Here is a 14,909-nt window from a genome sequence, read left to right as displayed (position 1 = left end):
TTAAGTTCGTTTTCCATAAATCGGAATAATGTTACTATGTCATAACCAACTCAAACAGAGGTATATTATGACAACAATTAAAGTGACACCTGAGCAGCTTATGACTGCCTCCAAACAGTTTGAGTTAGCACAGCAAACGGTAACTCAAATGAATAGTAATTTAGTACAACAAATTTCATCTATGGGGCAATTGTGGGAAGGACTGACTAAAGAGCACTTTTACTATTCCTTCCAAACCTCTCAGAAGAATATGAATGACTTTGTTACCTTGACAGATTCTATTGCTAGGGAATTACGTCACCATGCAGATAAATTCAGATTAGCAGATCTGATGGAAGCAGGTAACATTGACGCAAGTTGTTTACCACCTCCACCGAATTCATGTGCTGTTCCTGCTCCAGATACACGGAATGCGTTCCAAAAATCAGTAGATAGCTTAACTGAACTAGGTCAGGATTTTGTAGACGCTAACTCAGTACGCTATGAGAAAAAGTTTGATTCAGTCTGGAGCTTTCTAGATTATATGTCATATGGTATTCCAAAAGGAATGTACCAAGGGTACATGGAACGGGCAGCTAAACAAAACAATTCATGGAATGACATGCTCAATTTCGGTACATTTGGAGTAACAGGTATGATTCAAGGGGCATTTAATCCAAACAATGCCTGGTCAAAGGAACACTGGGCTAATATGATCGGTACAGTAGGATTGTTTGGAGGAGTTAGTTCGGTAATCAAGCCTAAAATTGGGTTATCAGGGTCTGTAAAATATACTCCGTTAAAAGATGGAACTACCCAAATAATAGAAGGGGCAGACAATACAAGAAAAATTATAGATACTAATGGTCTGCGTAATGAAGTACCTTTAACTGAAGCACAAATTGGGATTTTAACTCAGTATGCAAAAAAAATAGGAATGCCAGAAGAAAATATCCGTGTAGCGGGGCCTAATGATACTTCTCCTACAGGATTATTATTCGATACGATTCTCAATATAAATAATGATGTACTTCCTTCTAATGCCACAGGTAAATTAGCAGCTAATAGCCGGATTACTGGTCATGGAACAATAGCTCATGAAGTTGTCGGGCATTATGAAGCAGGACTAGCCGGAAAATCCTTTCAAGTTATGGATGATGAATTTAATGTTATAACTAGGAACTTTGCACTTGACGAAGCTCAAGCAAGTATCCGAGCTGCAAGATTTGCTCCTGATTTGACTCAAATAGAAAGAATCATGCTTTTAAGAGATGGAATTACTAGATTAAAAAACGAAGGTATCAAAATTAGGGAAGTTAAAGATATACTGTTCATACATGAACGTTAGTTAGAATGGAGATGTTCTTTTGGAGATTATGAAGTTAGACGATATTATTAAAACACCCAATAAAGGAATCATTTTAATTGGAACAAATATTGGATTAGATAAGCAGGATCATACGAATTTAAAAAGTTTGGTAGGTTCAAAAATACAAGTAGATAAGGTGGATGGGACGAAATGTGAACTGGACGTATTGGATATTAGCCTTTCTTTTTCCATTGCTAACCTTCCACTCATTGGTATTAGTGTAAAGGAATCAGAAAATATTAAAGATATAAAAAAGGGAACACAAGTAGTGCAATTACTATAGATCTATAATGTATTGCGATTTTCATAAAATAAATTAAGGCATCTGAAAAAGTGGAGTATGCGAATCGCATACTCCTATCTTTACTTATAGTGTTGTAAATATAAACAAAGAACATACGCCTACAAAAAAATTAACAGCAAAAGCGAAAAAGAAATTGTACTGATTTTTGCCAAAGTTAAGAGGCCCCTCCAGCGTAGTTATTCACCAGGATATTTTGAATGTATCCACGAGTGTCCACACTTACCCGCAAATGCCGCATAAAATATCCCGGGTGAACAAAGAGGAGGTGCATGTAATAACCATGATACACATGGAACCCGTACAAGTGGGTGAGCATACATTTATCGGAGTCGAAGTCAAACTGCCTAAAACAACGCTGCTGACTATCTCCAACTCCCGTGGTTACATCATGTGTGGTGCGTCTAAGATGTACCGAATTTGGGGTAATAAAATTTTTCGCTGTTTAAGCCGTAAAGTCAAGCGGGACAAGCTTTCATAGCAATTTTCAATTTACTGATCTGTACTGATTCATTCTATTAAAATCTTATAAATGACTGAATTTTGTGATCGCATTTGTGACCTTTTGAAGGGGGACAAGCATGTGACTGTGCATCCTATTCCTGTGAGGTCTGCTCAAACGGATATTTGAGTTGATCCATAAAAATCTTTTAAAAAGAAAATATTTGTATAAGGGCAAAATGATTGTATGCTACAGCATTCTTCGTAAGAATGGCTTTGGAAAGTTTATTATGGAGAAAAGAACTACAACTGTGAATTGCGAAATGACCTTAAAAGATTACGAATATCAGCAGGAGGGCATAGTGAATGAGATAAGCTCAATAGAGAACGTTAAGACAACACAGGTGAGAGTTACTGGAATTTTGAGTTCTATATTAATAACGTGAATAACAACTTTAGAACGAACGTGAGAGCCTCTAAGGAGTATATCATTGTAAAGTGTAAGGAATCAAAAAATTTATACTCGAACGTGTGCTGATATATGGTATATTGTTCCTATTATTAAAGATTTATTTCATCATTATTCAGATTTCGAGGTGAAAAATGAATCATATAGAGTTAGTTCAACATATAGCATCTTTTCTAGCATCTGAGGTGAAATCATACGATATACCAGACATCTGTTCTAGTTACGGCTTAGACGATGGTGAAGAAAGCGAAGCCTTTGCGGGGAAGTCTAAATATGTAGAACGTAGACTAAGAGGTAAAGATCAATTATTTCTAATTGATTTAGCCAAGAGAGTGGCAAAAGATTATAATTCTGTTGATTTAAATAGAATGCTAAATACGATCTCTCCAAGGGGAATATTTAATATCACACAGATAACAAGAAAAAACATTGTGAAAGAAATATTGTCGCTAGGGTACATTGAAGGTGATATGAATTTAATTGACTTTCTGAAGAGAACATGGGATTTAGATTCCATGCCTTCAACAGATTCGAGGTTTTTTAATGCAACTGGGGACATAACTCAGCACATGATAGCAAATGATGATTGGTCATTTCAAGAATTATTTGAAGATGTTCTTGAGATTTATAATATTACAGATGAAAAATTCATTCGTTTCACAGAACAAATTGTCCATCCGCGTGTCAGAAGCGAGGTTGATCCTCAATTTATTGAAAAATTGAATTATCATTTAGTTAAAGATGGATACAAAATGCAAGTGACCTCACAGATATCAGGTTATCCATTATACACCATTATAAAAACTACTAAAGGTGTTAAAGGAGAATTTAAAAATCTTATATTCGCTGCAGATGGCCCTAAACCTGAAATTGTTATAAGCGATTCGATTAACAATGAGATAGCTATAGTTAAAAATCAAGAGTTTTGTCTAGTATATGATCTGCCAATTTTGGAAGGATTATTGTGGAGAGAATTAGTAACTTGGTGGGGAGATAAGCAATCTGAGGAGGAAGGAATAAATGTTGAACGAGCGATGTACAAGCGTTTGATTAGGTCATTAGATAAAGGGCCAGAAAGAAACTTTTTTAAATTTTATTTCAAGCACTTTAGAGAAAGAATGGGTAATAGTTTACCTGCTTTGATACCTCAGGTATATCTTCATTATGACCCCTATGTTACTAAAATAGTACCGAATGAAACACGCTTAGTGAGACAACGAATGGACTTTTTATTGCTATTACCAAATAACGTTCGAATCGTAATCGAGATTGATGGTAAACAACACTATTCTTCTGAGGATAATAAACCAAACCCTAAGAAATATGCTGAGATGATGAAAGCTGATAGAGATCTTAGACTTTTGGGGTATGAAGTTTTCAGATTCGGAGGATTTGAATTTATAAATGAAAACAGTGTAGATAAAATGGTACTTGATTTTTTTAGTAAGCTCTTTTTAAGGTATGAGATCAATTGAAATAACTATTTCATTTGATCTAAAATCGAAGGAGGTTAAATAGTGAACAGATATGTGGTGGGGGAAGTTGTTATTACACCGGATGGAAAAGGAATGATATATGAGTATCGTGATTACTGGTACACTGTGAAGTTAGAAAATGGTGGCGGTTTTAAATATTATACTGAAAAAGATTTGAGAAAATAGCTGTAAAATGATGTTTTATTAGAAATGGTATAAGAGGAGGGATGTTCGTAAATGAATCCAAATGTGCTTAGCATTGCTATTAGAGCAGATAAAGCGTTTGATGATCAAGATATCCAAACACTAGAAACGATAGTAGAAGAATGTCTTGGACATGTAAATTTATCTGAATATAATGACCTTGAGAAGGCTATATTTGCTTATCATGGAGCAACATCTCAAGGAAACAAAATTGATCTAATTTATAATGGACTACTGGAATATTCAGATGAGAAAAACAATGAAGAAGAGTTTGAGTTAAGTTTGTATTTATTTCGGATATCTTTAGAGCTTTTTAATAAGTATAAAAATGATAAGAAACAATGGGATTCTGCAACAAGGGAAGATGAGTATTATTATTCTGGCTATTTGTTAATGACCACTACAAACTATGCCAATGAATTACATCGCAGTGGACGTTTGATTAAATCAATTGATCAACTAAAGTTCGGAGTTTCACAAGGTTTTCCAATGGCTATAGGAAATATGGGGTTAAAGTTAATAACATATGCTCGAAATGATTATGATGATGGACATAAACAAGTTCTCCTTAATGAAGCACAGCAGTTACTACTCAAGGCTCTGGATAGTCCCGATTTAGATGATCATGCACGAAGATCCTTCAATATTGAAGTTGAGCGCATAAGAGATTGGGTAAGCCAGAATATTTTTGATGAATTTTCACTAGGCACAACTGAGCAAGAACAAGATTATAGAAAATGGTGTCTAGATAATAATTTATTTTTGAATACATTAAACGATTATTTCAATGTATCAATGGTTGCATGTGACTGCCTCCATCTCCCCGATATTGTAACAGACATAAATATAGGCCCTAAATATCATGGATTGTTTAATCAGTTAAAACAAGAATATGTATCTGCAAGATTTATGATTTATGAAGGAATTAATGATAATACCCCGCATTTTTCAGATAAAGAAGTTTTTATATATAACACATTGGATTATCCTATTTATGGTATTGGAATTGAGAAAATAAAATTTGGATATAGGAGTCTATACTCAATATTTGATAGAATAGCTTATTTTATTAATGATTACTTTGATATAGGGATAAAAGAACAAGATGTATCTTATAAATCAATTTGGCAGAATAAAAAATTTGGACGGCAGGGATATGATTTTAAGATTGATTTAAAAAAGCGAATAACTGACCAGGATACTTATAATTTTCCGGGAATTGGGTTTTATTGGTTGTGTAAAGATATTGCAAAAAAGCAGGTTAAACATAAATATCTAGACCCATCTATCGAGGTTTTATCTGGAATAAGAAATGCTTTGGAACATCGCTACCTTAAAATCCACGATCCGTTTATTCACAGAACCGACAGTTTCAAAGATACCCTTGCCCAGTCAGTACATCTTATAGATTTTAAATCCGCGACATTGGAATTGATGAAATACTCTCGTGAGGCAATTATTTTGCTATCTTTATTAGTTAATAGAGAGGAACAAATTAGATCAAAGACTCAGGGAGATAAGTTCGTAATGCCAATTACAATGGATGCATATTATGACGATTGGAAAACACTCTAACAAGAGCGAATTTCATATAAAATGGCTATCTTAAAAAGGAGGCGATTACGATTAATGTTATTGTAGATAGTTATATTAATGGTGCATTTTATGGATGGAACGGGGAAACACTATTTAAATTGGGGGCTAATCACTATTGGATTCAGTCGAGTTATGCATACAGATACAAATATGCATATCGTCCCAAAGCAAGAGTAGTAGAGGAAAACAATGTATATTATCTTGAAGTTGAAGGCATGAATGATCGAATAGCTGTTAAAAGAGTAAATGACGTAATAGAGTGTCAAATAAATAATATTTTTGAGGGTTGGTCAGGAGATACTAAGTTTGAATTAACAAACGGCCAAATTTGGCAGCAAGATGAGTATAACTATTTATACCACTATGCTTATAGACCAAATGTAATTATTTATGCCTCACAAAGCGGAGATAGACTAAATGTTGATGGTGTACAACAGTCGATTAAAGTTAAAAATATTCGATAAAAAATGTGTTTATCACGAAGATTTTCTGAAGGGTGAGAGGGCTATGGTTGGTCGATTTGGTGGAGGGCCTGTAAATATAAGTGCGAATGAAGGACTAGTGTTTGTCTTTTTGATCGTTCCGTCAATTGGAATTGTCCTTGGAAGTGGCTCACTCTGGGCAGCCTTTATATATCTTTTTTTAATATGTGGGGGATCTGTTCTTTATGTGCTTCTTCTTAAAAAGAAAGCGAAACGCAAATTTGACTGTCTTGTTGGACAAATAAACAATTTCCATTTAAAAAAACTTAAGTATATTCAGTCGAATAGTAATCTAAGTAATTATATTATAGTGAAAGCTGAATTCCGTCTTGATGCTATAGAATTGTTTATAAAAAAAGATGGCCCATTAGATAGACTGATCACAAGAGAAATTATTACGAAGGAAAAGTTGGATTCAATTGAACATGATATTGGAACATTGATTATCAGATTTAGAGATGACTATGACAGATTGGTTGCAATTGAAGTGCAAGGTTTCGATTAAAATATTTATTGAATGAGGTGTATAATGGCAAATAAAATTAACCTTTACGTAGACGACCTCAGAGACTGTCCAGTTGCCCCTATATTGACGGTGACTGGATTTTTTTGTATCCAAATGTCCCAACGTCTAAACGTTCGCAATCTGTCGCATTCTCAATATAGACTTTACATTGGATTGTATCTTGATATAGAGAAGCAGATGGTCAAAATGTCCATCTGGAATAATGGCGATCAAAGCGCTGGACCATTGGGCCAGCGGTCAATGAAAGATGTGGCTGAGTCAATTGGTGAAAACGAACGAACATTGTGGATTGTTTTCCACGATGTAATGATGCTATACCGATACAGAAAGGCCGCCAAAATTTTGGCAAAGGTTAATCTGCAACTGAAATCAACATTGGACAAAATTTTGCCCGGAGTAATTCTCAAGATACAACAATCACAACTATGTGAATTGGAATAAGCATACTGATACATGGTATATTATTCCTATACAAGTATGTATCAATCTATATATTTCTATTGGTCAGTTTTAAAACTAAAGGAGGTCACAAACTTGGATAGGCAATTAGAGAAAGGTGTAATAAATATTTTACATGCAATTGGGTATATAGCTGGCATATTTACAATTACTGCAATGATTCTTAAATTAACTGGCTATCGCGTGAAGAGTAGCGTTTATTTGATTGACGGTAATGTTCCCGTATATGGATATAGTGCAATGAATAAGATACAGAATTACATTGTTGATCCATTACATATGATAGTAGCAGGATTAATTACAGTGATTTGTATAGGTGTAATAATCCTATATAGAGAAGACAAGAATCATAGTAGAATGTGGATTTAGCTTGAGGAAGCTTCTAGGGTAATTTTGGGGAACCTTATTGTTGTCCTAACTGAATACTTTAACAATTTCAGTATCAGGCTACTAAGTTAAGCTTAGGACGTTCAAAGGTTAACCACGATTTAGTTTTCAGCATTCCCGTTTTGGGATATCCCAACAATGGTGTCACTTGGTGACATGAGGTGTCACCCCAAAGTTGGACGCAGTGTCCAATAGTTTAACGCAGTGTTAAACGCAATGGTATCAAGGGTTTTCACATTATGAGAAAAGCATATGCTCCAGCTATTCATTTTTAAGGGGAATTAAACAAAACACAGTAAGAAATGAGCTAGCTAAAGCTTAAATAAATTAATATATAAAAGTCTGATTTTACTGTCAGATAAAGAAGAATATTTTTCGGATATGACGGCTTCTGGTGTATAATAGGGAATATTATACATGAGGGAGTCGTTTGTTTATGAAGAAGAAACTTCAAGTATTTATTTCGTCTACTTACATAGATATGATTGAAGAACGACAGGCAGCAGTAACAGCAGTTTTAAATGCAGGACATATTCCTGCGGGGATGGAGTTGTTTAAGTCAGGAGATCAGAGCCAAAAAGAGACAATCAAGCGGTGGATTGATGAATCAGATGTATATATGTTGATTTTAGGTGGGCGTTATGGCAGCTTAGATCCCGAAAGTGGGAAAAGTTATACGCATTGGGAATATGACTACGCAGGAGAACAAGGGAAGAGAAGATTTGCTGTTGTTATTACAGAGGAAAAATTAATGGACAAGGCCAGAAAAAACCCTGATTATTTAGAAAGGGAACATTACTCACATTATCAAGAATTCAAGAGAGAAGTGCTTGGAAACATATCCAAGTTTTATGAAGATACTAAGGATATAAAGCTAACAGTTATGGAGTCATTAAAGGAGTATGAATTCGATAAGAGTTTAGTGGGATGGATTAAATCTGATAATCTTCAGAGTATGGAAAAAATACTCTTGGAGAATGCAGAATTAATAAAAGAAAATGCTAGGCTAGCAAGAGAGTGCGAAAAATTAAATCTTAATGTGATTCAAAACACATTTATAAATGGTATGCAATATGAAGATATGGAGTCTGTTTTAGAAAACATGAGTATTAAATTACCGAAAGAGTTTGATGAGGATGAAAGCGAAATAAGTCTTCTTAATTTTTTTACAGTTGAATCTGATACTCTTTCTATAGGTGTAACAAATAGTGCAACTCTTTCAAAAGATTTCGAAATCTTTATATTTTATCATGTTGCACCTAAACTTATGCAATTTGGTTTAATGGAAAAAGTTAAGGTTGCTGGAGTACAATACGAAAGAATACAAACAACAAAAGATGGTCTCAAATTTTTGGGGCAATATGAGATAAGAAAGAAACAACAGCCCAAAGTATAGAATTAATTAGTAATTTCTTATAAAAGATTAATTTGACCAAGATCGCTTAGGCGGTCTTTTTTATTTATTATATAGTGGTTATTTTTAATCTAATGCTCAAGGCACTTGAGTACTAACTTTGACGGAATTAGAAAGCGATTGAAACATGTGAAAGAGAATGATTTGGTGCATGGTGAGTGGGAGAAGTGGCTAAAGACTGTTGATTTTACTCCCAGAACGCCCAAAGAATAATAAAAGCTTTTGAACAGTTTGGAAATGCGACGACGTCGTCGCTTTTGGCAAATAGCAAGTATTCGAAATGCTCTCTCTACCTGAATCAATTGACCGTCTGGAGTTTATTGATCAGGAACACACTATCCCTTCAACTGGTGAACAGAAGACGTTGGATGAAATGACTGTGCGTGAGGTTAAGTTGAGTTTCTTCTATTATATAGAACCAGCTTGATAGAGTGAAAGAACATGAAAATAACACTTCCACTCCGCTATTCGTGTTACGATTCACGATTCGTTTTTGCTGTTTTCAAAAACATAGATAAATAAAGGATATTTCGAATTTGTATTTTACACAACTTTATTTATAAAAACCGAAATTTCCCTTGATGCATCAAGCTTTTTTGCACATTATTTCTCGATACCTACGATTGAAGTCACGATGCAAAGCAATTCTTCATAAATCCCTTTATTTATCTGCATTTTAGCTATTTTTTCGATACGGTAACGATGTAAATATATTATGGTACAATTTTGAACCACAATGACTCAAAAAGCCATATGGAGTAAGTGTTTTATCATTATATTATCAATTTTGACGATTGAGCTTCGATAAGGGTGTCGATACAGGTCTTTTTCTATAGTGCGCTCAGAGTTGGCAATACCCCTATAATGGTTGACACAGCGTGAACATTGACTGGATGTACATCTATAAATCACACGAGTTCGATATTTTCTAAGTTGTACATAGGGTTGTACGCTGCGTAAAATGATAAACTTGTATAAACGAATATGTCGTAGAAGTTGACTTCCACGTAATAATTATATTATAATGTGTCGTAGAAGTAATAGATATGGAGGAGCTAAGTATGGAAAAATGTTGCGTAGAAGTGCAGTCATTCCTAAAAGAACAAGAAGCGCTTGGTAAGAGTGAAAATACTGTCCGTACATATATGAGAATAATGAATGCTTTTGTAAGCTGGATTGAACCCAATGGAGGAGAAGTGAATGACTTAACGAGATATGATGTGCAAGCCTACATAAAATATTTAGAACAGGATGGAAAGAGCGCATCAACAGTAGATAAAGTGTTTGCTTGTTTGAGTGTGTATGCTCGTTTCATCTCTCGACCTGATATTGTTGATCGGATTAAGCGTACTCGACCTCAAAGACAAACACAAACAGCCCCAAAGTCACTAAGCGACTTAGAACGAAAACGTATACTTCGTGAAGTTGAAAAGGACGGGATTTTACGAGATATTGCTATAATGTATGTTTTGATGCAATGTGGATTACGTGTATCTGAACTATGCTCACTCAACCGTAGTGATGTAACTATGTCAGAACGTGGAGGGAAATTGATTGTACGTGAAAGTAAAGGTGGCGAGTCACGTTCTCTACCGCTAGCTGTTGATGTACGTTATTATATCAGTAAATACCTTGACTCAAGGACGGATGAAAACGAAGCCTTGTTTATCAGTAATGAACGTAAACGTATTTCAGTTCGAACAGTACAGCATATGCTAAGTAAGTATGGAACACATCCCCATGCACTCAGACATACCTTTGTGCGTACCCTTGTTAAATCAGGGAATGATATTGCAGTTGTGGCTGAAATGGCTGGGCATAAAGATGTAAATGTAACGCGCCGCTATTCTAAACCAGATGAACAAGAAATGATTACAGCAATTGAAAGAGCATTCTCATAATAATTATGTCTACACTACGCACACACTCACGGCTTAGATGATTTATATCTAGGCTTTTTTTGTTGTTTAATAACCATATATTGGTGAGCGATTTGAATAAGGGGGGATAGTTTACACCCAAATCGCCGATTAAATTTACAAATATTACAGCAGCACATCTAGCCCCACACTGTAGTTATTTGGCTTATGATGATTAAGCTTATGAACGGATTTGTCCTATGTTGGGGAATTTAAGTAGAGTAATCACTATATATTCTAAATTTATCTCTAATAAATATTGATCGTAGAAAATATAGTATTTTCTTAGTGCTTAGGTTAAGATAAGTCCCCTGTTTAAGCACTACATGCTACCCGCGTACGTTCTTTAATAGGTGATTGGAAATGGAATATAATGAGGAGGACGTAGTCCAAGCGAAGGCGCGAGAGCGTTCTTTTTATTGAACTAACTGACAGGATAGTTCAATCATTTCTCGAATATTTTCTGAATTAGATAATTAATGAACTTTGTGAATATAACGTTATCTGAAAGATACGAAATAATTATTTTTTGAAGGGATGATTAAATTGAAGCAAGGGATATTAGTTTTTCTAAATGGAACTTCAAGTTCCGGAAAGACCTCCATATCGACTGAACTGATAAATCAGAAAGAGATCCTTTTTTATCATTTATCAATTGATGATTTTTTTAATAATTACTATGATTTTATTAATAATAAATTTCCAGATGATCCTCCAAAAGATATAGATCATCAAGTTGTCTCACAAATACTTGATGATTCCATATTCTCAGTGTACCATTCGACAATTAAATTGTTATTAGAATTGGGTTTTAATGTAATAGCAGATACCATAATCGACAATGACAAGAGGTTTAATGAGTTTCTTGATCAATTTTTCGATCAGCCTACGTTATTTATAGGTGTAATATGCTCGGAAGAAGAACTCATAAAAAGAGAGCAAACAAGAGGAGATAGACAGATTGGACTAGTAGCTTCACAGTTTAGCAAAATATATTGCTTTGATGAATATGACCTCGAAGTAAATACTGAAGAGATGAATCCAATAGAATGTGCCGAAAAGATATTAAGTTTTATTAAGTCCAATAAGGAATACTCGGTTTTTAAGAAATTAAGTAAAAGAAATGTTAGTGTTTCCTAGATGGCGTATCCATCAGAAAACACCATATTCAAACATTGGGGCTATCGCCCCTCGGTCTGCCCGAGGGATTTCGAAATTAAGCTAACGGAGATCGTTAGCTCAATAAAGCGGCCGCAGTCTAAAACTTTATTTTTCAAGTCATAGGATGCGGGTGTCTTACTTTGGGGTGAGTCTGTTACTTATTTTTTCGTAGTCTGCTGGTTTTGCAATTCAGAATCCCCGTAGGATCAACATAGTCAGTCTAAAACTTTATTTTCTTTGAACAAATATACCTCGGGGATGGTTAAAATCAATTGTTTATTCGCTTTCTACAAATATTCCCCTAGCACTTCCACTCCCCGACATAGCATAAATTTTACTCGATACCATCCCTAATATCATTAAGGTTACTTGTATGTCATACATCCAATCTAAGCTCAAATCATAGATTAATTACAAGGGAATATGAACATAACTATTAATCTGGTAACTTTATATTGGATGAGTTGTATTATGATTTTTCCAATAAACTATACATCAATATGAGGACGATACATTTAATCATAAAATCATTGCAAACTATCCCAAAAGGTATCTTAAGCACATATATGAAAGGTATATGATTTTATTCCAAAAGATGGTACAATCAAACAAATATATTTTACTACTTGTTTCACAACTACATAATAATTTTAACTATGCATCGTATTCTTAGTCTACGTTGAAAGGGTGGTTTATCTATGAAAGTTACACCCACGATTAGAGCAGAATTGGAACAATATCTACAACAAGAAGACTTAAACCTATCGCAATTTGGACAAATTACAGGGATGAATAGGGGAATAATAAGTAGCATTGTAACAGGTAATAAATCTATGTCTATTAACCAGCTCGATCGAATTACCGAGGCTATGGGGTTACCTGAAGGTCACTTTTATGATCTGTTTATAGAAAACTACATTATCGACCATCCTCCGAATATGAGGCGAATCGAGCCATTTTTATTTCGCTGTGCGGAGTTGGACAAACTAGATGCGATCCGTCGAGTGGTGGGAGCCATCATGGACAATCTACTCTATTCGCCCAAACTATTTGAGATTGCAGAAACGTTATTGGCACAGGGACGAAATGCGGCTGCATCGCTGCTCTATGAGGGTGTAGCAGAAGCGGAGAAGTACCAACATTCTGAACGTTTAGCCATCTGTCAATATCGTATATTCACGATTCAGATTGGTGATGATCAAAGCCAAAATCTCAGTGCAGCTACGATATTTGAAGTCTTTGTTGAGCGACTAGACGAAATAGACCAGCTTGATGCATTGAAGGATTTGGCTAACGTGTATCGTTCATTGCGTAAATGGGATAAGGTTGATGAATTGGCGAGTAAAATGAGAGATAAAGCGGAAATCCAATATTCCATTAAACATCAACAAAATAACCACAGGGAACAAGAAAAGAAAACAAGAAGTCCATTATTTGGATACATTGCTTATGCTGACCTGTTGCGTGCCAGTGTCTGTGAAGCCCAAGGTGATTATCAGCGCGCTTTAGAATATACACACGCCTACGCTAATTTAGATTGGGTCAAAGAGACGGACGAAGAAACCCGACATTGGATTAGCTTGTTCAAAAGTTGGGCAGAAGGTAATACTTACGTATATAAGCTTTTATCTGGAGATGTAAGTGTGCTAAACGATTATGTTCAATACATTATTGCATCAAGTGATAAAGTCAATAATGAAATGGTAACCAAGTTACTGAATGTAATGTATGCTGCTAACCGATATCAGTTAGATGTGAGACACATACTTAAACGTTTTGAAATGGAGATTGATTCCTTCTCTAAACAGCCTCTATCCAGTGATATGTATACTCAGCAGGTAATACCAGAGCAATGTGCACGATTCAGTTATGAATTGGCTTATTATTATTTACATCAAGGTATGTATAGTGATGGTTTTAAATATTTGATGTATTCTTTGGAAAGTTATCATACACTGAATAATGAGACTTATTATTTAAACTGTGTAGGAATGTTTGAGCATTTCCGCACCCATGCAATTCCCGAAACAAAGGGGAAATATTCAAAATTCATTGAAAAGGTGTGGTTAGATAATGTTGAAAAGAACGGCTCTTCTGATTATTGCAGCTAGCTTTTTGTTTATTGTCACTGTACCTGTTTCAAATAGTCATCAAGTTATTCAGCTTAACGATACTATCGGGGGATTCTAAACGTAATTAAAAACGGATTGAAAAGGAGTTAAAATAAGCACTCCTTAAATGGTTCAACGGAAAACAAGACAAAGCACTAAATAATATAACATTTAAGTGAAGGTTAGATGGGGTTGTCCTGTCTAGCCTTTTTAGTATGTATGGTTGAAACCTATTTATGTTTTTCTCAAAATAGTCTACAAAAATAAAGCCCTCCTTTACAAGGAAGGCTCTTGTCTTTTAGAAAGCTGTGATACAGCATTCACAACAATTCAATTGTATAGAATAGAGTGCATAGTCAAGGTCTTACGTTACTGATAAATTGATAATATCCCACAATAGCAAAAAAAACATAAAATAAAACAATCGCTAAGACAGAAAAGCCAGCTATCTTCCAAGCCTTCTTCTTATTCATGTTACCTCCTTTATTATTGAATTATTGGGAAGGCACATGCAGATTCTTGACCGCCCACAGGTTAAAAAGGAAAAAGACGATAAAAATTGCTAAAACAACTCCAATTATGATAAAAATAGTTTTCTTTTTCATTGGTTTAAGTT

Annotated in this window: 13 protein-coding genes and 1 pseudogene; all 14 read left to right on the top strand. The window is 34.8% G+C overall.

Annotated features, from left to right (window positions below):
• Positions 1 to 67: 67 nt before the first annotated feature.
• The 14 genes and pseudogenes from C1T21_RS10365 (at position 68) to C1T21_RS10300 (ending at position 14,293) form a co-directional block, all read left to right on the top strand.
• Positions 68 to 1,327, top strand: coding sequence for a WXG100 family type VII secretion target (locus tag C1T21_RS10365; RefSeq protein WP_103048168.1), 1,260 nt, complete (start codon positions 68 to 70; stop codon positions 1,325 to 1,327).
• A 19-nt stretch (positions 1,328 to 1,346) separates the two neighbouring features.
• Positions 1,347 to 1,631: a hypothetical protein gene (locus C1T21_RS10360; protein ID WP_103048167.1), complete on the top strand. Its 285-nt coding sequence runs from the start codon at positions 1,347 to 1,349 to the stop codon at positions 1,629 to 1,631.
• A 301-nt stretch (positions 1,632 to 1,932) separates the two neighbouring features.
• Positions 1,933 to 2,052, top strand: a pseudogene (locus C1T21_RS28310) (YunC family protein); the annotation flags it as partial.
• Between the two features lie 641 nt (positions 2,053 to 2,693).
• Positions 2,694 to 4,034 (top strand): AbiJ-related protein, encoded by a 1,341-nt coding sequence (locus C1T21_RS10345; protein WP_103048164.1) that lies wholly within the window; start codon positions 2,694 to 2,696, stop codon positions 4,032 to 4,034.
• A gap of 42 nt (positions 4,035 to 4,076) precedes the next feature.
• Positions 4,077 to 4,220, top strand: coding sequence for a hypothetical protein (locus C1T21_RS27310; protein ID WP_180984575.1), 144 nt, complete (start codon positions 4,077 to 4,079; stop codon positions 4,218 to 4,220).
• Between the two features lie 51 nt (positions 4,221 to 4,271).
• Positions 4,272 to 5,813 (top strand): LA2681 family HEPN domain-containing protein, encoded by a 1,542-nt coding sequence (locus C1T21_RS10340; protein WP_103048163.1) that lies wholly within the window; start codon positions 4,272 to 4,274, stop codon positions 5,811 to 5,813.
• Between the two features lie 119 nt (positions 5,814 to 5,932).
• Positions 5,933 to 6,298, top strand: coding sequence for a hypothetical protein (locus tag C1T21_RS27005; protein ID WP_052646712.1), 366 nt, complete (start codon positions 5,933 to 5,935; stop codon positions 6,296 to 6,298).
• Entirely contained in the window at positions 6,252 to 6,821 is a 570-nt protein-coding gene (locus tag C1T21_RS10335) for a hypothetical protein (RefSeq protein WP_103048162.1), read from the top strand. Before C1T21_RS27005 ends, C1T21_RS10335 begins: the two co-directional genes overlap by 47 nt.
• A 24-nt stretch (positions 6,822 to 6,845) precedes the next feature.
• Positions 6,846 to 7,283, top strand: a complete 438-nt coding sequence (locus C1T21_RS10330) for a hypothetical protein (RefSeq protein ID WP_103048161.1) — start codon at positions 6,846 to 6,848, stop codon at positions 7,281 to 7,283.
• 93 nt (positions 7,284 to 7,376) lie between these two features.
• A complete protein-coding gene (locus C1T21_RS10325; RefSeq protein WP_103048160.1) occupies positions 7,377 to 7,670 on the top strand; it encodes a hypothetical protein in 294 nt (97 codons plus the stop codon).
• A gap of 454 nt (positions 7,671 to 8,124) precedes the next feature.
• A complete protein-coding gene (locus tag C1T21_RS10320; protein WP_103048159.1) occupies positions 8,125 to 9,084 on the top strand; it encodes a DUF4062 domain-containing protein in 960 nt (319 codons plus the stop codon).
• 1,079 nt (positions 9,085 to 10,163) lie between these two features.
• A complete protein-coding gene (locus C1T21_RS10310) occupies positions 10,164 to 11,003 on the top strand; it encodes a tyrosine-type recombinase/integrase (RefSeq protein WP_258012416.1) in 840 nt (279 codons plus the stop codon).
• Positions 11,004 to 11,567: 564 nt separating this feature from the next.
• Positions 11,568 to 12,161, top strand: coding sequence for a chloramphenicol phosphotransferase CPT family protein (locus tag C1T21_RS10305; RefSeq protein ID WP_103048157.1), 594 nt, complete (start codon positions 11,568 to 11,570; stop codon positions 12,159 to 12,161).
• Between the two features lie 719 nt (positions 12,162 to 12,880).
• Complete coding sequence (locus C1T21_RS10300) at positions 12,881 to 14,293, top strand: transcriptional regulator (protein WP_103048156.1); 1,413 nt, start codon at positions 12,881 to 12,883, stop codon at positions 14,291 to 14,293.
• Positions 14,294 to 14,909 lie beyond the last annotated feature (616 nt).

This window comes from Paenibacillus sp. F4 (assembly GCF_002894905.1).
Classification (GTDB): domain Bacteria; phylum Bacillota; class Bacilli; order Paenibacillales; family Paenibacillaceae; genus Paenibacillus; species Paenibacillus polymyxa_B.
The sequence above is the reverse complement of the archived record's forward strand: the minus strand, read 5'-3'. Positions and strand labels throughout refer to the sequence as shown.